At 51.7% G+C, this 19678-nt stretch carries 13 protein-coding genes; 12 read left to right on the top strand and 1 reads right to left on the bottom strand.

From position 1 onward, the window contains the following. The first annotated feature begins 29 nt into the window (after window positions 1–29). Window positions 30–722 (top strand): alpha/beta family hydrolase, encoded by a 693-nt coding sequence (locus tag M2497_RS23590; RefSeq protein WP_248483581.1) that lies wholly within the window; start codon window positions 30–32, stop codon window positions 720–722. Window positions 723–822: 100 nt separating this feature from the next. On the opposite strand, the gene M2497_RS23585 is transcribed toward M2497_RS23590, so the two are convergent. Then, window positions 823–2388, bottom strand: coding sequence for a PAS domain-containing methyl-accepting chemotaxis protein (locus tag M2497_RS23585; RefSeq protein WP_058427327.1), 1566 nt, complete (start codon window positions 2386–2388; stop codon window positions 823–825). A gap of 457 nt (window positions 2389–2845) precedes the next feature. Between M2497_RS23585 and M2497_RS23580 the strand changes: the two genes are divergently transcribed. From M2497_RS23580 to M2497_RS23530, 11 genes are all read left to right on the top strand, one after another. Then, the gene (locus tag M2497_RS23580; RefSeq protein ID WP_248483579.1) at window positions 2846–4288 is read left to right on the top strand and encodes a mannose-1-phosphate guanylyltransferase/mannose-6-phosphate isomerase; all 1443 of its coding nucleotides are present in this window, start codon (window positions 2846–2848) and stop codon (window positions 4286–4288) included. Between the two features lie 133 nt (window positions 4289–4421). Next, entirely contained in the window at window positions 4422–5216 is a 795-nt protein-coding gene (locus M2497_RS23575) for an ABC transporter permease (RefSeq protein ID WP_248483577.1), read from the top strand. Then, a complete protein-coding gene (locus tag M2497_RS23570; protein WP_248483575.1) occupies window positions 5213–6535 on the top strand; it encodes an ABC transporter ATP-binding protein in 1323 nt (440 codons plus the stop codon). The genes M2497_RS23575 and M2497_RS23570 overlap by 4 nt, the downstream gene beginning before the upstream one ends. Beyond that, window positions 6528–9068, top strand: coding sequence for a methyltransferase domain-containing protein (locus M2497_RS23565; protein ID WP_248483573.1), 2541 nt, complete (start codon window positions 6528–6530; stop codon window positions 9066–9068). Before M2497_RS23570 ends, M2497_RS23565 begins: the two co-directional genes overlap by 8 nt. Further along, window positions 9068–11551, top strand: a complete 2484-nt coding sequence (locus M2497_RS23560) for a glycosyltransferase family 1 protein (protein ID WP_248483571.1) — start codon at window positions 9068–9070, stop codon at window positions 11549–11551. The genes M2497_RS23565 and M2497_RS23560 overlap by 1 nt, the downstream gene beginning before the upstream one ends. Window positions 11552–11633: 82 nt before the next feature. Beyond that, the gene (gene gmd, locus M2497_RS23555; RefSeq protein ID WP_248483568.1) at window positions 11634–12668 is read left to right on the top strand and encodes a GDP-mannose 4,6-dehydratase; all 1035 of its coding nucleotides are present in this window, start codon (window positions 11634–11636) and stop codon (window positions 12666–12668) included. A 97-nt stretch (window positions 12669–12765) separates the two neighbouring features. Beyond that, entirely contained in the window at window positions 12766–13719 is a 954-nt protein-coding gene (locus tag M2497_RS23550) for a GDP-mannose 4,6-dehydratase (RefSeq protein WP_248483566.1), read from the top strand. Continuing rightward, window positions 13716–14882 (top strand): glycosyltransferase family 1 protein, encoded by a 1167-nt coding sequence (locus M2497_RS23545; protein WP_248483564.1) that lies wholly within the window; start codon window positions 13716–13718, stop codon window positions 14880–14882. Before M2497_RS23550 ends, M2497_RS23545 begins: the two co-directional genes overlap by 4 nt. 76 nt (window positions 14883–14958) lie before the next feature. After that, complete coding sequence (locus M2497_RS23540) at window positions 14959–16110, top strand: glycosyltransferase (RefSeq protein ID WP_248483562.1); 1152 nt, start codon at window positions 14959–14961, stop codon at window positions 16108–16110. A 113-nt stretch (window positions 16111–16223) separates the two neighbouring features. Continuing rightward, window positions 16224–17261, top strand: a complete 1038-nt coding sequence (locus M2497_RS23535; RefSeq protein WP_248483560.1) for a glycosyltransferase family 2 protein — start codon at window positions 16224–16226, stop codon at window positions 17259–17261. A gap of 117 nt (window positions 17262–17378) precedes the next feature. Further along, window positions 17379–19397, top strand: a complete 2019-nt coding sequence (locus M2497_RS23530; protein ID WP_248483558.1) for a glycosyltransferase family 39 protein — start codon at window positions 17379–17381, stop codon at window positions 19395–19397. Window positions 19398–19678: the final 281 nt, after the last annotated feature.

The raw sequence follows: 19678 nt of genomic DNA, 5'->3' as shown, positions 1-19678 counted from the left end.
TTATAGGCAGACTAAAAAGCGAGGCAAGCATGGGCAAAGAGCACAAGGCCAGTATTGACGGGGATCAATGGGCGCAGTGTGTGCGGGAACATGGGTGGTTGTGGGATGTCGCGGTGGAGGCGCTTTCGAGCGATCCCGTCACGCTAATCCTGGCCCACGGCGCTGGCGCGCCGATGGACTCATCCTTCATGAACGATATGGCTGCACGCCTTGCCGGGCATGGCGTCAACGTGTTGCGCTTTGAGTTTCCCTACATGGCCCAGCGCCGGGTGGATGGCGGCAAGCGCCCGCCAAACCCTGCGCCGAAACTGCTGGAAGCCTGGCGCGGGGTGCATGCCGAGGTGCGACGTCATGTCGCTGGGAAACTGGCCATTGGCGGCAAGTCCATGGGCGGGCGCATGGCCAGTTTGTTGGCCGATGAACTGGGTGCCGATGGGCTGGTGTGCCTGGGGTATCCGTTCTATGCGGTGGGCAAGCCGGAGAAACCACGGGTCGAGCATTTGGCGGGGTTGAAGACGCCGACCTTGATTGTGCAGGGTGAGCGCGATGCGCTGGGTAATCGGGCGGCGGTGGAAGGGTATGAATTGTCGCCGAGCATCGAGGTGATGTGGCTGGTGGCGGGGGATCATGACCTGAAGCCGTTGAAGGCGTCGGGGTTTAGTCATGAGCAGCATTTGGAGGCGGCGGCGGTGAAGGTGGCCAGGTTTCTCGGCGTCCTCTAGGGCCCTATCGGGGGCAAGCCCCCTCCCACATTTTGATTTGTGAATACAGTCAAAGTGTGGGAGGGGGGTTGTCGAATCGTCGCACCGCCCCGATAACGGTCTATCGGTTGAAGCGCTCCACCAACGAATACTGGGTATTCGCCGTATGCGTCAACTCTTCACTCAACTGCGCCGAGTTCAACGCCTGCTCCGAGGTCTGGTCCGCCAGCAACGCAATGGTGCTGATGTTGCGGCTGATCTCTTCGGCCACCGAGCTTTGCTCTTCGGTCGCGGCCGCGATCTGGGTAGTCATGTCGGTGATATGCGCTACCGCTTCACTGATGCCCACCAACGCCTGGTCAGCTTCCATCACCCGTGCCACGCCTTCTTCGGCCTGGCGATGCCCGGCGTCCATGGTCTGTACGGCAGCGGCGGCGGTTTGTTGCAGCTTGGCGATCAGGGCATGGATCTGCCCGGTCGACTCGGCTGTGCGCTGCGCCAGTTGGCGGACTTCGTCGGCAACCACCGCAAAACCCCGGCCCATTTCACCGGCACGGGCCGCTTCGATGGCGGCGTTGAGCGCCAGCAGGTTGGTCTGATCGGCAATGCCCTTGATCACGTCGACCACACCGCCGATTTCATCGCTGTCCTTGGCCAACTGGGTAACGGTCACACCGGTCTCACCCACTGCTACGGACAGACGCTGAATCGCCTCGCGGGTTTCCCCGGCGATGTCGCGGCCACGGCCGGTGAGGCGGTTGGCTTCCTGGGTTGCGTCCGCTGTGCGCTGCACATGGCTGGCGACTTCCTGGGTGGTGGCCGCCATCTGGTTAACGGCGGTCGCCACCTGCTCAGTCTCGACGCGCTGGCGTTCCAGGCCGCTGGAGCTGTTATGCGCCAGGGTGTTGGACTGCGCGGCCTGGTCGTTGAGGTGCTCGGCAGTGTCCTGCAGGCGGGTAAGGCAGGTCTTCAGACGCGCCTCCTGACTGAGGATAGACATCTCCAGACGCGCCTGGGCGCCACGGCTGTCGGTGTACATCTGCGCGATCAGCGGGTCGGAGGTGGTCTGCTCGGCCAGGCGCAGCAAACGCTTGAGGCCGCGCTGTTGCCAGCTCAGGCCGAGCAGGCCCAACGGCACCGACAACCCCGCCGCCAGGGCAAAGCCCCAGTGGGAGTTGAGGGACGCGCCGATCATGAAACTCAACTGGCTCACCAGGATAAACGGTAGCCAGTCCTGCAACACCGGTAGCCACTTGTCCCGCTGGGGGATCGCCGACTTGCCCTGGTTGATGCGTTGGTAGAGCGCTTCGGCCCGGCGGATCTGCTCGGCGGTGGGCTTGATGCGCACCGATTCGTAGCCGACCACCTGGTTGCCTTCGAAAACCGGCGTCACATAGGCGTTAACCCAGTAATGGTCACCGGTCTTGCAGCGATTCTTGACAATGCCCATCCATGGCAAGCCTTGTTTGAGCGTTGACCACATGTGCGCGAACACCGCCGCCGGAACGTCCGGGTGACGCACCAGGTTGTGCGGGGCACGCACCAGTTCGTCGCGAGAGAACCCACTGATTTCGACGAAGGCGTCGTTGCAGTAGGTGATCACGCCTTTGGCATCTGTGGTGGAGATCAACCGTTGCTGAGCGGGGAAGGTACGTTCGCGCTGGGTAACGGGTTGGTTATTACGCATGATTGTTCAATCCGCAAGGCTTTGAAGGGGTATCGGCAGCTGTGGGGGATTGTTGAGAAGGATTTTGCTCAGGGTGAGTCGCCTGAGTGTTGCCCGGAAAAGCGACAGCACCGCTTGGGTTCCAGATCAATAGAGTCGAACATTCTAGGCGTAGATTGGTGGGGCGTAGGAAAATTCACTAAGGAAAGTGACAAGTTCTATTTGGAGCGCCATTTAGTCAGAGAATAAGAATGATCACGTCAATTGGAATGTTCTGCCTTTTCCTAGACAGAAATGACCATTTGATAAAGAATGCGCAGGTTATTCTGTAAGAAAAAAACACTATTCCTCCCCTAAATCGTCTTTGGCGATTTGACTTTTTATAGCTGAAATACTCTAGTCACTTTTCCGAGCAGGCAGCTTCGAGGGGGCGAGGGCTGAGGCGGAAATATAGTGACAATGCGTAAAGGAGTACAAAGTGACACTTGTTCCAGTCATTATCTGTGGCGGTTCGGGTAGCCGTCTCTGGCCGGTTTCACGTTCAGCGCATCCCAAGCCGTTTATCGAGCTACCTGACGGCGGTAATCTGATCCGCAAAACATACGCTCGGGCGTTGGCATTGGGCGCTGTGAGTGAAGTATTGACGATCACTAATCGCGATCTCTACTTCAAGACACTTGATGAATACGGTGCCCAAGCACCCGAGTTCACCAATTTGAGCTTTGTGCTGGAACCCTTCGGTCGTAATACTGCTGCGGCTGTTGCACTGGCTGCCCAGGAAGTTGCGCGCACTCATGGGCAAGATGCCATCATGTTAGTGTTGCCGGCTGATCACTTGATCGATAATCAAGTGTCATTCTGCGCGGCGGTTTCAAGGGCATGCGAGTTGGCCAAAGATGGCTGGCTGGTGACCTTCGGCGTGAAGCCCGAATACCCTGAAACGGGTTACGGCTATATCCAGAAAGATAACGACAGCCCTCTGGGGGACGGCTTCAAGGTCAAACGCTTCGTCGAGAAGCCGGACCTGGAAACGGCCCAGGGTTACCTGGCGTCGGGCGAGTACTTCTGGAACTCAGGCATGTTCTGCTTCCGCGCCGGCTCCTTGATCGAACAAATGTCACTGTGCGCGCCGGACGTCTCCAGCGCCGTAGACCTGTGCCTGTCTGGCTCGGGCACGATGATGGGCAACAGCCACCGCAGCCTACACCTCGACCCCGAAAGCTTTGCCAAAGTGCCGGATATTTCTATCGACTTCGCGCTCATGGAACGCTCCAGCAAAGTCGCAACGGTGCCGTGTGACATCGGTTGGAGCGATATCGGCTCATGGAATGCCATGAGTGAGTTGTCAGAGGCTGATGAACAAGGTAACCGTGTCGAGGGAGAAGCGATTTTTCACGATGCCACCAACAACTACGTACGCAGCCCGCGTCGTTTGGCAGCTTTGGTGGGTGTTGAGGATCTGATTATTGTCGATACGCCGGATGCTCTGTTGGTGGCGCATAAGGATCACGCGCAGGATATCAAGGCGATCACGGCGCAATTGAAGAAAAATGGTCATCAGTCGCACCTGGACCACACCACCGTGCGTCGCCCTTGGGGCGCTTACACCACGCTGGAAGAGGGGTTGCGTTTCAAGATCAAGCGGATTGTCGTCAAGCCACAAGGATCGTTGTCGCTGCAAATGCACCATCACCGTAGCGAACACTGGATTGTGGTGAGTGGTATGGCGCGTGTGGTTAACAACGACCGCGAGTTTTTGTTGAATACCAATGAATCAACGTTCATTCCCGCAGGTCATACCCATCGTCTGGAGAATCCAGGGGTCATCGATCTGGTGTTGATCGAGGTGCAGAGTGGTGACTACCTCGGGGAAAACGACATCGTTCGATTCGAAGACATCTATGGCAGGGCGGGAGGGTAAGGCAGCGCGCCTTTAGGGGGCGAGGGCTGAGAGCCCGCTTTTTGCTTGTTTGCTTGTCGGCGCGTGAAGACCTAGGCCGCAATTTAGTGTGCAATAAGTCAGGCACCTGCCTGGCTTTTTTCAGGAGTCAGCGATGTTGGGGTTGTTTAGAAGCCTTTGGGAGTACCGGGGTTTCGTCTGGTCATCCATTCGTAATGAGTTCGTTGCCCGTTTTGCCCGAAGTCGTTTGGGTGGGCTTTGGATGATCATTAACCCGCTGGCGCAGGTAGCAATTTATGCGCTGGTGTTATCCAACGTGCTGGCGGCGAAGTTGCCGGGTATTGATAACAAGTATGCCTACGCGCTTTACCTGATGGCTGGGGTTTTAGCCTGGAGCCTGTTCTCTGAAATCATCGGGCGCTGCTTGACGCTATTTATCGATCAGGGAAACCTGATGAAGAAAATGCGTTTCCCACGTATTACCTTGCCAGTGATTGCCGTGGGGTCTTGCCTGCTCAACTACGGGCTCCTGTTTGTCGCATTGTTATTGGTTTTCGCGCTGCTGGGGCAGTCTCTGACGCTACACGTTTTCTGGATTGTGCCGCTGACATTGGTCGTTACTGCATTGGCGGTAGGTATCGGCCTTGTGCTTGGGGTCCTCAATGTCTTCGTCCGGGATACTGGCCAAGTGGTGCCGATCGTCCTGCAAGCCTGGTTCTGGTTTACGCCGATTGTCTACCCCGACAATATCATTCCCGAAAGCTTCAAGGGGTTGATGCAATACAACCCGATGTACCCGATTGTCACCGCCTATCATGACGCGTTGGTGCATTCGCGAATGCCAAATCTCGATGGACTCATTGTCCCTGCGGTTATCGCACTTGCACTTATGCTGTTGGGCTTGATGATGTTCAGGCGCGCAGCACCAGAAATGGTGGATGTACTATGAGCCTTTTGAGCGTCAGCAATCTGGGTAAGGCTTACCGGGTTTATGCCTCGGAGTTCCAGCGTATCGGTCGTTGGCTTGGCTTGCCGATAAAACCCAGCGAAGAACATTGGGTGATAAAGGGTGTCAACTTCACGATTCATCCTGGAGAGTCGATTGGTATCGTTGGCCAGAATGGAGCAGGAAAATCAACATTGTTGAAAATGATCACCGGTACGCTGCAGCCTAGCGAAGGCAGTGTCCAGATCAATGGCCGTATTGCAGCCATCCTTGAGTTGGGGATGGGGTTCACGCCGGAACTGAGTGGGCGTCAGAACGTATTCCACTCGGCTGGCCTGATGGGATTCAGCGCCGCCGAGATCGCGCAGGCAATGCCAGATATCGAGGCCTTTGCGGAAATTGGCGAATATTTTGACGAGCCCGTTAGAACTTACTCAAGTGGTATGCAAATGCGTGTTGCTTTTGCAGTGGCGACAGCGTTCAAGCCCGATCTTCTAATCGTCGATGAAGCACTTTCCGTTGGTGACAGTTACTTTCAAGCCAAGTGTTTCAAACGTATCAAGCAATACCGCGATGAGGGGATGACCCTGATTCTTGTCTCGCACAGTGCTGATGACATTGTGCGACATTGCGAGAGGGCTATCCTGCTAAAGAACGGGCATGTCGAACTGGACGGTCCCTCGCGAGATGTCACTAATCGTTATTTGGACGAGCTGTTTGGCAAGAAAAAAGGAGTGGGGCATCAGACCGAAGTTTCCAGCCCCGGCCTTGTTCAAGAAGATTTTTTGACTAGCAGTGATGTTTTCGCCACTCGGGGTGGGTATAACCCATCTGAATATCGCTGGGGGCATGGCGGTGCCGCTATTCTGGATTATTTAGTGATTGTGGACGGTGAACGTTTTCCATCACGCATCGAAAGTAATTCAAATGCGGACTTTTACTTCAAGGTCAAGTTTGATGCAGATTTCGAAAGTATCGTGCCTGGCTTTCTGATCAAGACCATTGACGGCATATTTTTATATGGAACCAATTCATTTGTTTCCAGCCGTGGTCAGGCTGTTGTTTCAGCACGAGCAGGTGATGTCCGCATGTTTAAGTTTTCGCTTCCGCTCAATTTGAATGCGGGAGATTTTCTAGTGTCATTTGGTGTCTCGTCGGGCGACCCTTTGTCGGGGGACTTGGTGCCGTTGGATCGACGATATGATTCGGTGATGTTGAAAATTAGCAGATCTGTTCAGTTCTGGGGAATCTCCGATATGGGGGCAACGTTCAATGTCGAGTACCTGGAGTCTTCAGGCGTTGAGGTTGCAACCCATGATTGAGCAATTGGTAGCCGAGTTGCCAGAGGTTTATCAGCCGATCTTTGGCCGCTCCGATCTTTCGGATCATGTTTCACGTCCGTGCGCTGATCGGCTGGATGTTATTGCGCGCATCTATGATGCGCTGCAGGCACATCTCGACCGCCCTCTGAGAGTTCTGGACCTGGGCTGTGCCCAAGGCTATTTCAGCCTTAGCCTTGCCAGTCGCGGGGCGGCGATTCGAGGGGTCGATTTCCTGGATAAAAACGTCGCAGTTTGTACCGCACTTTCTCAAGAACATCCTCAACTGAATGCGACCTTTGAAGTAGGCCGGGTCGAGGATGTTATCGATCGTTTGGAGCCTGGCCAATACGACTTGATTTTGGGGCTGAGTGTTTTTCATCACGTGATTCACGAGCGTGGGATCGATGAAGTGAAGCGGCTTTTTCAGCGCGCTGCCGAGATGACGGGTGCACTGGTTCTGGAAATCGCGTTACGAGAGGGCGATCTTTACTGGGCGGCCTCTCAGCCTGAGGACCCAAGGGAGTTGTTGGAGTCGGTTCATTTTGTCCGCGAAATGGCTCGTTGTGAGACACATCTAACGAGCGTGCAACGTCCTCTGTATTTCGCCAGTAACGGTTATTGGACCGTCGACGACAAAGCGGGAGCGTTTGATGCGTGGCGCAGTGATTCCCATGCGTTGGCGAAGAATACCCACGAGGGAACGCGTCGCTATTTTTTCGGCGCACAGACGGTCATTAAGTTATACCGATTTGTGGGTGGGCGTGCAGACCACAATCGTATTGAGTTTCATCGCGAAAAATTATTTTTGACCGGAGCACCGTCGAACTATCCTGTTTCCGAGCTGATTGCCCTTTCAGAGGGTGAAAGCGAAGGTTGGGTCGTTATGCAGAGGTTTCACGGCGATCTATTGTTGGATGTATTGAATGATGCGTCCTTGGATCGAAAGAAGGTGCTTCGGGAAGTTTTGGAGCAACTTGCCACGCTGGAAGCCTTTGGTCTTTACCACAGTGATTTTCGAGCGTGGAACGTAATAGTGGCGCCGGATGTTGGCGCGCGAGTTATAGATTACGGTGCCATATCGCAAGATTTCAAAGACTGCGTTTGGCCCAACAATATTTATTTGTCGTTTATGGTGTTTGTCCATGAGTTGGCGACAGGGCACGTTGTCGACCCCTCACCGATCAGGCAAATAACGATAGCCCCCTTTAATCTGCCACAGCCTTTCCGTAGTTGGGCGACTGGATTGTGGGCCGTACCGGTGCAGCAGTGGAGCTTTCGTCTGATGCTTGAGCATCTCGACAATCTGGACGAATCACCCAATGACGGCAGTGCCGAGAAGACAGAAGATCTTTGGATGCAGGCGATTGAGGAAGCGCTTGATCAGCACAGTGGCTACATAAAAAACTTAGATGGAAAATTGCTAGGGAATAGTTACGAAATGGAAGCGCAACTTGAAAAAGTGCGAAATCGCTTGGAGCAGGTGGCCGATATCGCTTTGGATGCCCAGGGGGGGATGAGCGGGTTTGAACGACGTGCGATATACAGTGAAGCCGTGGCCGAACAACAGCGTCTCCAGCTGCAAGAGGCAGGATTTCGAATTCAGTCGGCCGAGCGTCGTAGCTACGAAACTGAAGCAGCATTGAGAGAAAGTATAAATCGCGCAACTCAGGCTGAGCTCAAGCGTGTCTCGGCCGAAGCATTGAATGATGTGCTGCGTGATCAAGCCCGGCATGCAACCAATGAACTGTTGGAGCTCTACAAGGGGCATCAACAGGTGATGGTGCAATTTGAAATTGAAAAGCAGCATCGAATGGCCCTTGAGGATCAAATCCATGGGTTGAGAGTTCACGCCGGCAAGCTGGAGTTCGATAGCCACTCACTGCCAGAGGCGGTGCAGGGGTGCACGCGGGTTGACCCTGTCTTAGTCGGCTCTGAGGGCTTGTCGGGTCAGGTTGAGGCTCTGAATGAACAACTGGCTCTGTCAGAAGATCACAGGCGTCATCTAGCCGATGACTGCCGGTCCAGCCTCGCCCGCATAGGCGAACTCGAAGCCCGGGTACAAGAGCTGAGCCACCAACTGGATGTGGCGATGGGCAATACTCATCATTGGTGGCTTCAAGCTACTGCCCATGAAGAGCATGTGGACGTACTGCTAAAGAGCACCTCATGGAAAATCACTTCCCCACTGCGCTTTTGCGTAAGGGCCGGTGTTTGGGCGGTCAAACTGCCCGTTCGTGGAGTGAAGTTCGTGGCGCGTTCAGTGTTGATGCGCTTGCTGCGTTACGTGTTAAGGCGTCCTGCTCTCTATGGGCGGCTGAGCAACACGATAAAAAAATATCCGCGTATTGCACGTTATTTCAAGCAAACGGCATTGCATGGCGGCCTCGTGGCAGATCGACGAGACCCAGCTAGGTCCGGTGTTTTGATTTCACCTAGTCAGCCCATCGAAGTGGATGTCGATAATCTGAGTCCGCGAGTATCGAGTGTTTACTCTGAACTTAAAGATATTATGCGGCGTAGGGATACCCACTGATGCGTATCGTCATTGATTTGCAGGGTGCTCAATCGGAGAGCCGGTTTCGTGGCATTGGCCGTTACTCTCTTTCCTTGGCGTTGGCCATTGCCAGAGAGGCGGGGAACCATGAAGTCTGGATTGCTCTAAACGGTCGAATGCCCGAAAGTATCTTGGATATTCAGGCTGCTTTTTCAACGTTAATTCCCAAGGAACGAATTCGTGTGTTTGAAGTACCCGACGAATTAAGTTCGGCTTGGGTGTTAAGTGCGGCAGAAGTTATCAGAGAGGAGTTTATCAGCTCGCTCGTACCTGACGTTGTCTTGATCAGCAGTCTCTTTGAAGATCCTGGGGTAGGGGCTGTGACTTCCGTGGGCGCGAGCGCTCGAAACTATAAAACAGCGGTTGTGCTCTATGATCTGATACCTCTTCTCAATAAAGATGTGTACCTGCCAACCCAGGCGCTACGTGATTACTACAGCAAGAAGATTGAGTGGTTGGAGCGCGCCGATGCGTTACTGGCCATCTCTCAGTCTTCTTGCGATGAGGCCGTTGAGTACTTGGAAGTGCCGCGTGAGAGTGTGGTAAATATTTCTGCCGCCATTGGTGAACAGTTTTATCCCAAGGTTTTCACAGGAGAGACAGCGGCAAAGTTTCTGCAACGCATGGGTATACATGAGAAGTTTGTACTGTACGCGCCAGGAGGATTTGACCCGAGAAAAAATTTCTCCCGGCTATTGGAAGCGTACAGCCTTCTCAAGCCTGAGTTGAGATCCGTTTATCAATTGGTTATCGCCAGCAAATTACATGATTTGCAGCGAATTGAGTTATTGGATCTGAAAGAAAAGTTTGGGTTTGAGATTCATGAGCTGGTCTTGACAGGCTATGTCGCGGATGAAGATCTGGTATCGCTTTATTCGCTTGCATCGCTGTTCGTTTTTCCCTCCACACATGAGGGATTTGGCCTGCCGGTCCTCGAAGCCATGGCGTGTGGCGCGCCAGTGATTGGCTCAAATTGCAGCAGTGTGCCGGAGGTTATCGGGCTCGACGAAGCACTTTTCGATCCGCTATCAGTAAACTCGATCTCTACGAAAATCAGTCAGGTCTTGGAGGACGACCAGCTTCGTTGCTCCTTGATTGAACACGCGAAAGTCCAGTCAAGAAAGTTTTCTTGGGATGAAACGGCGACTAAAGCAATTGCTGCAATAGAGCGCTTGGGGACTTCGTTGGAGGACTCGAAACCTTATGAGTTTTCACAGCGAGCATTTCTGGAAGGCCTGCTTAACTTGCCTCACTGTCAGCCAACGGACAGGCAACTTGCAAAATTATCCAGTTGTATTGCGTTCAATTTTTTGGGGCAGGCTAAGAGGCAACTGCTTCTGGATATTTCCAGCATTGTTCATTCTGATGCGAAATCCGGTATCCAGCGGGTGGTTCGCAGTTTGTTGCAAGAGCTTTTAAGTGCGCCGCCTGAAAAACTTTCAGTCCGTCCGATATATTATCGTGCGGGCCGCTACTATTACGCCGATGAGTTCGTAGGAAGAGTATTTTCGGGGAGTGAAGGCGCATCAGATGCACCGATTGACTATTCTCAAGGCGATATCTATTTGTCTTTGGATTTGACAATGCATCTGGCGGATGAACTCTATCCACTCCACGCGAAAATGCGTTCCAGTGGTGTCGAGATAAAATTTATTGTCTATGACTTGCTTCTAGTGCATCGGCCTGATTGGTGGCCGGCACCGACAGCAGATTATTTTACAAACTGGCTTAAACGGATCACTGATGTGGGGACTGGGCTGATTTGTATCTCGGAGGCCGTCGCTCAGGAGTTGAAAAATTGGGTGGCTTTCAACTGCCCTGCTAGACGCGATGGTGGTCCTCAAGTGAGGAGCTTTCATTTAGGGGCAGATATTGCCAGCAGTGTGCCTTCGGCTGGATTTCCCAAAAATGCCCAAAAGGTGCTTGCTCAGTTGAAAGCACGTCCCAGTTTCTTGATGGTCAGTACGATTGAACCTCGTAAAGGGCATGCTCAGACCATTGCCGCTTTTGAGTCGATGTGGGCGGAAGGTCTTGACGCCAACCTCGTCATTGTCGGGAAGCGCGGTTGGTTGGTCGACGCGTTGATCACCACAATCGAACAACACACAGCTTTGAACGTGCGACTTTTTTGGCTTGAGGGTATCAGCGATGAATACCTCGAAAACGTCTATGCCGCATCAACATGTTTGATTGCAGCCTCTGAGGGCGAGGGCTTTGGCTTGCCGCTTATCGAGGCGGCACAGCACCATTTGCCGATGATCGCACGTGACATTCCCGTTTTCCGCGAAGTGGCGGGTGATCATGCTTTCTATTTTGAAGGACTCACACCGCCCTCACTGGTGTATGCCTTGAGAGAGTGGCTGAAGCTGTTCAAGCTAGGTGAGCACCCACAATCCGTGAATATGCCTTGGCTTACTTGGAAGCAGAGTGCCGACCAGTTGAAACAGGCGGTATTTCAGTGAAGAGGCCAAATCTTTTTATAAGCGAGCTTGCCGAGCAGTTCGAGCTTTCAAGATTAAACACAGCATTATTAGGGAGCTACGCATGAAAAAAGCAATTATCACTGGCATCACAGGTCAGGACGGCGCCTATCTTGCTCAGCTCTTGCTGCAAAAAGGTTATACCGTCTTCGGTACTTACCGCCGTACTAGCTCGGTCAATTTCTGGCGCATGGATGAACTGGGTGTCACCCAGCACCCGAACCTGCATCTGGTTGAATATGATCTGACGGATCTCTCATCCAGTATCCGTCTGCTGCAGACCACTGAAGCGACCGAGGTTTACAACCTCGCCGCCCAAAGCTTCGTGGGCGTGTCTTTCGACCAGCCGGTGACCACCGCTGAAATCACGGGGGTGGGTGCTGTCAATTTGCTGGAGGCGATCCGCATCGTTAACCCGAAGGTGCGTTTCTACCAAGCCTCAACCTCTGAAATGTTCGGCAAGGTCCAAGCGATCCCGCAGGTTGAGACAACGCCGTTCTACCCACGCAGCCCATATGGTGTCGCCAAGTTATATGCGCACTGGATGACCATCAACTACCGAGAGTCCTACGGCATTTTCGGGACCAGCGGCATCTTGTTCAACCACGAGTCGCCACTGCGCGGGCGTGAGTTTGTAACGCGCAAGATTACTGACTCTGCCGCCAAGATCAGTCAAGGCAAACTGGACGTCTTGGAACTGGGCAACATGGATGCCAAGCGTGATTGGGGGTTTGCCAAGGAGTATGTTGAGGGTATGTGGCGGATGCTTCAGGCCGATGAGCCGGATACTTTTGTACTGGCAACCAACCGTACTGAGTCAGTACGTGATTTTGTTTCTCTGGCGTTCAAAGCCATTGATGTCCATCTCGACTGGAAAGGCGAGGGCGACCAAGAGCACGCGATAAACACCAAAAACGGTAAGACAGTGGTTCGGGTCAATCCGAAGTTCTATCGACCGGCCGAAGTTGAACTATTGATTGGTAATGCCGAAAAAGCTAAGGCTGTGCTTGGCTGGGAGCCAAAAACCAATCTGGAGCAACTCTGTCGGATGATGGTCCAGGAAGACCTGCGCCGTAATGAGCAGGGTTTTTCCTTCTGAGTCCTGAAGAGCGTATTTACTCGCGCTCCAAGCGAGCAGGTTCGTTTTTGAACCGGCTGCATCCTATTTATGTTGTTTAGGCCAAGGGTGAATAGCGGTGAAACATGTTCTGTTGACCGGGGCTAATGGCTTTGTCGGTAATGTACTGCTAGACCAGCTATCGGCAGGCTATCGGGTGAGCTGTGCTTGCAGTGTTCTCAATCCGTCACCCCGTGCCGGTGTCGAGCAGGTTGTGCTGGATATCCGGGATCCAATGGCATGCGCGGCAACCTTGGGACGGCTCAAGCCCACCCATATTGTCCACCTAGCCGCCATTTCTCATGTGCCGACCAGTTTTCGTGATCCCCTGCTGGCTTGGAATACCAACGTCATAGGCAGTTTGAATTTACTGGAAGCCATCAAGCAAAAGGTACCGGATGCATTCGTTGTGTTCGCCAGTTCTTCGGAAGTATATGGGGATGCGTTCAAGTCGGGCGCAGCGTTGGGTGAGAGCAGCCCGTGTTTGCCGATGAATCCTTACGCCGCCAGTAAGTTGGCTGCGGAGTTGGCATTTGAACAGTATTTCAAGCAAGGCATCCGAGGTGTCATCGCGCGCCCTTTTAATCACATTGGTAGCGGTCAGTCTCCTGACTTTGTAACGGCTTCGTTTGCCCGGCAGATCGCCTTGATCGAAAGTGGCAAGCAAGCGCCTGTCATGCAGGTTGGCAATCTTGAGGCTTACCGCGATTTTCTGGATGTGCGTGATGTGTGTACCGCTTACGCGCAGTTGCTTGAGTTGAGTGACGGCCGTGAACACCCGCGCGTGTTCAATATCGCCTCGGGACAGGCACGCAAAATCAAGGAAGTTCTCGATGAACTGATCACCCAAAGTACGGTTGCCATTTCGGTTGAACTTGACCCCCAGCGCTTGCGCCCGTCGGATATTCCGTTCGCTGTTGGCAACTGCGAGCGTATTCGAGAGGTGCTTGGCTGGCAGCCAAGTATCTCATTGAATGAGACATTGGCCTCGCTGTTGGCTGACTGGCGCATGCGTGTGGTGACTGAACAATGAACGTGCTGATGGGAGCCGAATCGTTGAAGCCGCCTCTCACCGGGATTGGGAACTATACGCTCAATCTACTGAGGGAGTTTCAAGGGCTGCCCGCCATAGACGCTATGGAATGCTTTGACGGTGTTCGATTCTCATCGGCAGAAGAGGTCCTGAGCAGGCAGATGTCCTGTGTAAAACCCAGTGGCGGATGGAAAAGCAAGTTCCGCAGTTCTGTGCGCGCATTGCCGTTGGCTTATCGCCTCAAGGCGACGTGGTCAGGAGCGCGATTTCGACAGGGCGACGGTACACGTCGAGATTTTGTCTATCACGAGCCAAATTTTATTCTCAAAGATCATGATGGGCCTGGCGTTACCACCGTCCACGACCTCTCTTTCATCAGTCATCCGCAATTCCATCCTTCGGAGCGTGTCGCTTGGTTGAGTCGTCAATTGCCTCGAACGCTCGACCGCGCCAGTTTTGTCATTACCGATTCGGAAATTGTTCGTACTCAATTGATCGAGCAATTCAGCGTGCCGCCCGATCGTGTTGCAGCAATATATCTGGGGGCGGATGCTCGTTTTATTCCGCGACCGGAGGAGTCTACTGAGTCGGTTCTGTCTCTATACGGTCTTGTTCATGGTCGCTATTTAGCATTTGTGGGAACTATTGAGCCGCGTAAAGGCCTTTCGGTCTTGCTGGATGCCTGGGAGCGCTTGCCGGTGGCGGTGCGTCGCAATTGGCCGTTGGTGATTGCTGGTGCTCCGGGTTGGCAAAATGCGGCGTTGATAAATCGCATCCTGGCCCTTCAGGCGAAGGGCGAAGTTCGGTTTCTTCAATTTGTAAGCGCTGATCATTTACCGTTCATATACGCAGGCGCTGCCGTGTTTGTGTACCCATCGACTTATGAAGGATTTGGCCTGCCGGTACTTGAAGCGATGTCCTGTGGGGTACCGGTTATTTGTGGCATTGGCACGTCGATGGCCGAATTCGCTGGAGGGGCGTGCTGCCTTGTTGATGTCGAGCAGGCTGAGTCGTTGGCAGCCGCTATTTTGGCGTTGGTAGAGAGTCCTGGATTGCGCATTCAAATGGCGAGTGAAGGCCAGCGCCAGGCAAGTCGGTTCTCTTGGTCACGATGCGCACAGGAAACCCTGGACGTTTATGTCAAGGCGATGGAGTCTGCGTAATGTGTGCTTCAAAAAATTATGCGGTAGTAGAGCCTAACCCATCAAATGTGCTTCTAAAGCCGATATAGGTGTTTTTTTGAAAATACTACATTTTTACAAGACCTTTGCCGCTCATCAACATGGTGGGGTAGAGATGTTCATCCGCCATTTGACCCATGCTACAAGTCGGCTCGGATGTGAAAACGTTGTACTTTCATTGACGCCTGACGGTGCATCAACGGAAGACGGGCCTGACTACCGATTGGTTCATGCTAAGGAGAACTTTAATCTTGCATCAACGGGAGTGTCGTTTTCATCTTTTAAGATTTTCTCTGAGTTGAGCAAGTCTGCGGATATTGTTCACTATCATTTTCCTTGGCCATTTATGGATGTCGTGCATTTCGCCACACGCTTGAAGAAACCGACTGTAGTCACGTATCACTCGGATATCGTGCGCCAAAAAATACTTAAATGCCTTTACACTCCTTTGCAAAGTGCCTTTTTGAACAGCATGGACGCTATCGTTGCGACGAGCCCAAACTATCTGGAAAGCTCGCCGGTACTGGCTCGTTATCGTGATAAATCGACGTATATTCCAATTGGTTTGGAGGAGTCTATGTATCCAGGTCCGGAGGCAGAAAAAGTTGAAGAGCTGCAACAGCGACATGGTCGGTTTTTCTTGTTCGTAGGTGTTCTCCGTTACTACAAGGGGCTGAAATTCCTGCTGCAAGCTATAGAAGGCCAGGTTTGGCCCTTATTGATTGTAGGGGGCGGGCCACTTGAGCGAGACTTGATGCAGATGGCGGCTGAACGTAATTTGCATAATGTGCAGTTTATTGGGCAGGTCAGCGAACAAGAGAAAGTGAATTTGATTCACGCCTGTTATGCGGTTGTGTTCCCTTCACACTTGAGGTCAGAGGCATTTGGGATAAGCCTGCTCGAAGCTGCGATGTTTGGAAAACCCATGATTTGTAGTGAGATCGGTACGGGAACTAGCTTTATCAATCAGCATGGAGTCTCTGGTTTGGTCGTGCCACCACGTGATGCGCTTGCCATGCGTGTCGCAATGAGACAGTTATGGGAGTCCTCTGCACTAGCTGCACAGTATGGCAAAGCTGCTCGCGTACGCTATTTGAAGATATTCACCTCCCAATCAATGGGGGACGACTATATGAGGGTTTACTCGGAATTAGCCAGGTCCAGCGAAGAAAACGCGAGACTCAAAGAGCGCAGTGCCCGCTCTTTATGAAGAAGGTAACTCTCTTCAAGTGAACTGATTTGGGTTAACTAATAACATGGATTCGCCGGGGGGCTTAGTGAAAGTCTTTGGCTGGCAGTCTGGATAAACGGATAAATTTCAATATGACTACTGATCATCAGAATCAAATCTTACTAGGCATAGGTGGTGCTTCCGATGTCGAAGGACGTAGTAGGATTGCTGTGTTGATTCCCTCCTTTAAAGTGGTCCCTCATATCCTGCGGGTGATTTCAGAAATTGGGCCAGAAGTAGAGCGTATTTACGTCGTTGATGACTGCTGTCCAGACGGCTCCGGTTCGCATGTTGAGCAAAATTGCACGGACCCTCGTGTAAGAGTGCTGCGCAATCCTGAAAACCAGGGAGTGGGTGGAGCCATCATGACCGGGTATAGGGCTGCCATTGAGGATGATATGGAGGTCATGGTCAAAATAGACGGTGATGGCCAGATGGATCCTTCGCTTATCATGAATTTCGTGAGTCCGATAATAGAAGGGGGGGCAGACTATACGAAAGGGAATCGGTTCTTTGACTTAGAAGAAATTCAATCAATGCCGAGAGTTCGGTTGTTTGGAAACGCTGTGCTGTCCTTCATGACAAAATTTTCCTCAGGTTATTGGGATGTTTTTGATCCCACTAATGGATATACAGCAATACATCGTGATGTGGCTAGACATTTGCCGTTCAACAAAATCAGTCGGCGTTATTTTTTTGAAACGGATATGTTGTTTAGATTGAATACTTTGCGTGCGGTAGTCGTCGACGTACCAATGCATGCGAAATACGGCGATGAAATTAGCAACTTGAAAGTGTCAAAAATTGTGGGTGAGTTCTTTTTCAAACATGTCCGAAACTTCGGTAAGAGAATTTTTTATAATTACTATTTAAGAGATCTGTCACTGGCTTCTATTGAATTGCCCATCGGTCTGATTATGCTGGCGGGCGGCTTGGTCTTCGGGGCGATCCATTGGGTTGAGTCGATGTATTCCGGGGTTCCAACACCGGCAGGGACGGTCATGCTTGCGGCATTACCGATCATCTTGGGAATTCAGTTCATCCTGGCATTTCTGGGCCAAGATATTGCATCGGTACCCCGAAGGCCGTTTCATTTGACGAAAATAAAATCAAAATTCAAGAAACTATAAGCTTGAAAGCTTTCCATCAGTCGTAAATTTTTATTTTGTTTCACTAGGGGAGAAAAAGTCGGTATGCAATTATCGAGTAGAGTGCGGTTAAGTGCACCGGTTGCAGTAGCCAGTGTCATGTTGGTTACGTTGATTGTATTGGTTTCTCGGTCTGCTGGAATCTATCCTGGAATTATGGGGGATGAATATCTCTTCAGCACGATGTCGAGATTGACCCCGTTATCAATTGTAACCATTCCAAACTATCTCTACTTCTCTATCTACAAGTTTACCAGTGTGTGTGGGGCTGGATACCTTGAATGCTCAAGAGTTTTGAATGCCGCATTTTTTGTCGCGGCAGCGCCATTTATATATTTGGTGGCAAGAAAGTTTTGTGGTGGCCGGGTTTCACTGCTAATCGTCGTACTTTCCATGATGGGGCCTATAAACAGCTATACGGTATATTTTATGCCGGATACGTTGTTCTTTTTATCATTCTGGGTTTGTGTTTCTTATTTTTTGAGTCTTGATTCTTTTGCCCTCGCCAAACATTGGTTGTTTTTTGGTTTCTTGATGGGCTTGTCGTCGTTGGTTAAGCCGCATGCCCTTTTTATGATTCCTGCTTTTTGTTTGTGTATCCTGATTTTTTCTTATTTCGACAGAGTAAAGAGCTGGTTGGCTGTAGGGTTGAAAAACTCGGTCTTGTTTTTAGTCGCGATGTTGATAGTCAAGTTTTCCCTCGGCTATCTGTTGGCGGGAAAGGCCGGGCTGACTATTTTGGGTGGGTTTTACACTTCAACATTCGAGGCAGGCGGGTCTACGCTTCAGCGTTATCTTGATATCGCCTCTCAGGCGCCAATGGTAGCAGGGGGACATTTGCTTGCGAACAGCTTGATGTTCGGAGTGGCGCTGGCAGTTGTGATAGTAGGTAGTGTCGAAGTATTGTCTCGCCGGGAAATTTCAGTCGGTGGAAAAGTTTCGTTCTGCACGCTAGCTATCCTGCTAAATCTAATCGCGGTTGTCGCTTTGTTCACGGCTTCAGTGGCAGGAAGTAATTCAGCCGAAAGTATCTTCAGACTGCACATGAGGTACTATAACTTTATGCTGCCGTTGCTTTTTATTGCGGCCGCGGCCCAGCTTTCTCGTGCGCATGATTCATCGCTGAGGTATTTCAGGCTTGCGACGGCGCTGGTGGTTGTTTCTGCTATCGCTTACGCGGCAGTTACTCATATGGCGCCTTATATCTTGTCCCACGTGGACGGTCCGGAACTTCATGGCTATGCACGTGGAACTAAAAGCTTTGTCGCACTTGCTGTGCTGTCGGGATTTGCCGTCCTACTCTGGTACAAGGCTCCTAGGGCGGGGGTCGTTTTTTTTACATTCGCCTATCTGCCTCTATCTGTCGTAGTAATGGCAGTTTTCAACAATGCTGAAGTCAGGCAACGCATGGTAGTTGATGCCTATGATAAGGCAGGTATGTTTGCCAAAAGCTACGTTCCCGATTTCGAATTGTCGAAATTGATTGTACTCGGCGATAGCATGCCAGCCAAATTTCGTACACTCTTTTATATCGATAATCTGGGGTCGACTATTGATAGTTCGTACGTCTACGCGGCGGGCAAACCATACAGCGTCGCTAATCTGCCGGACGATAAGAAGTGGGTGCTGGCGGTTGGGGATGTTGAGTTTGAAAAGGGTGAATTTGAGGTGTTGAATCTCAATGGGTTCTCTTTGGCCAAAAAGGCAACAGGAGCGTATTCTGTTCTGGATTTTCGCAAAGGGGCGATCTGGGATCCATCGATAAAGACCTCCGGACTATCCAGTGCTGAAGCATGGGGTACATGGTCTGACAGCGGGAAGGTGTCCATAAAGTTTGAGAAACCACTGCCAGAAGTTTTTGACCTGGTTCTCACGGCAAGTGCCTTTGGACCTAATGTTGATCAAAATTTCTATGTTGAACTCAATGCCCAAAGAACTCCGTTTAAATTGACGGCCACTAGTGCGTCCCATGTGGTTCGTGTGCGCTATTCAGGGAGTAGCAACGTCTTGTCTATAATTATCCCGTCGCCTTCATCACCCAAACAATTAGGTCTAAGCGGGGATGATCGTCCACTTGGGTTGGGAATTGAGCAAGTCGAGATTCGTAAGGCAAATTAATGTATGGGTATCTTTTTTCGACGCTCTTCGTTGAAGAGACTGGACTTACGCTGGATAGAGTATTTGTATGAGAAATTTAAATGGGAACGCATTTTTAAGGTCGTCTACTCAAGACCGAAATTCATGTGATAGTATCACGATCTTAGATGCTGTTTTTTGGAGTGTTTTAGTTGGTGATTTGGATTCATGTCACTGTTTTATATGAATCGCTGCCATTGTCACGGGCTCGAGTTCGCCCAAGCGGAATGGGCCGTTGCTCTTTGCACTAAAAGATGACTTCA

Origin of the sequence: Pseudomonas sp. CYM-20-01 (genome assembly GCF_023169845.1) — a bacterium.
Classification (GTDB): Bacteria; Pseudomonadota; Gammaproteobacteria; order Pseudomonadales; family Pseudomonadaceae; genus Aquipseudomonas; species Aquipseudomonas azotoformans.
This window is presented reverse-complemented; position numbering and strand designations above follow the sequence as displayed.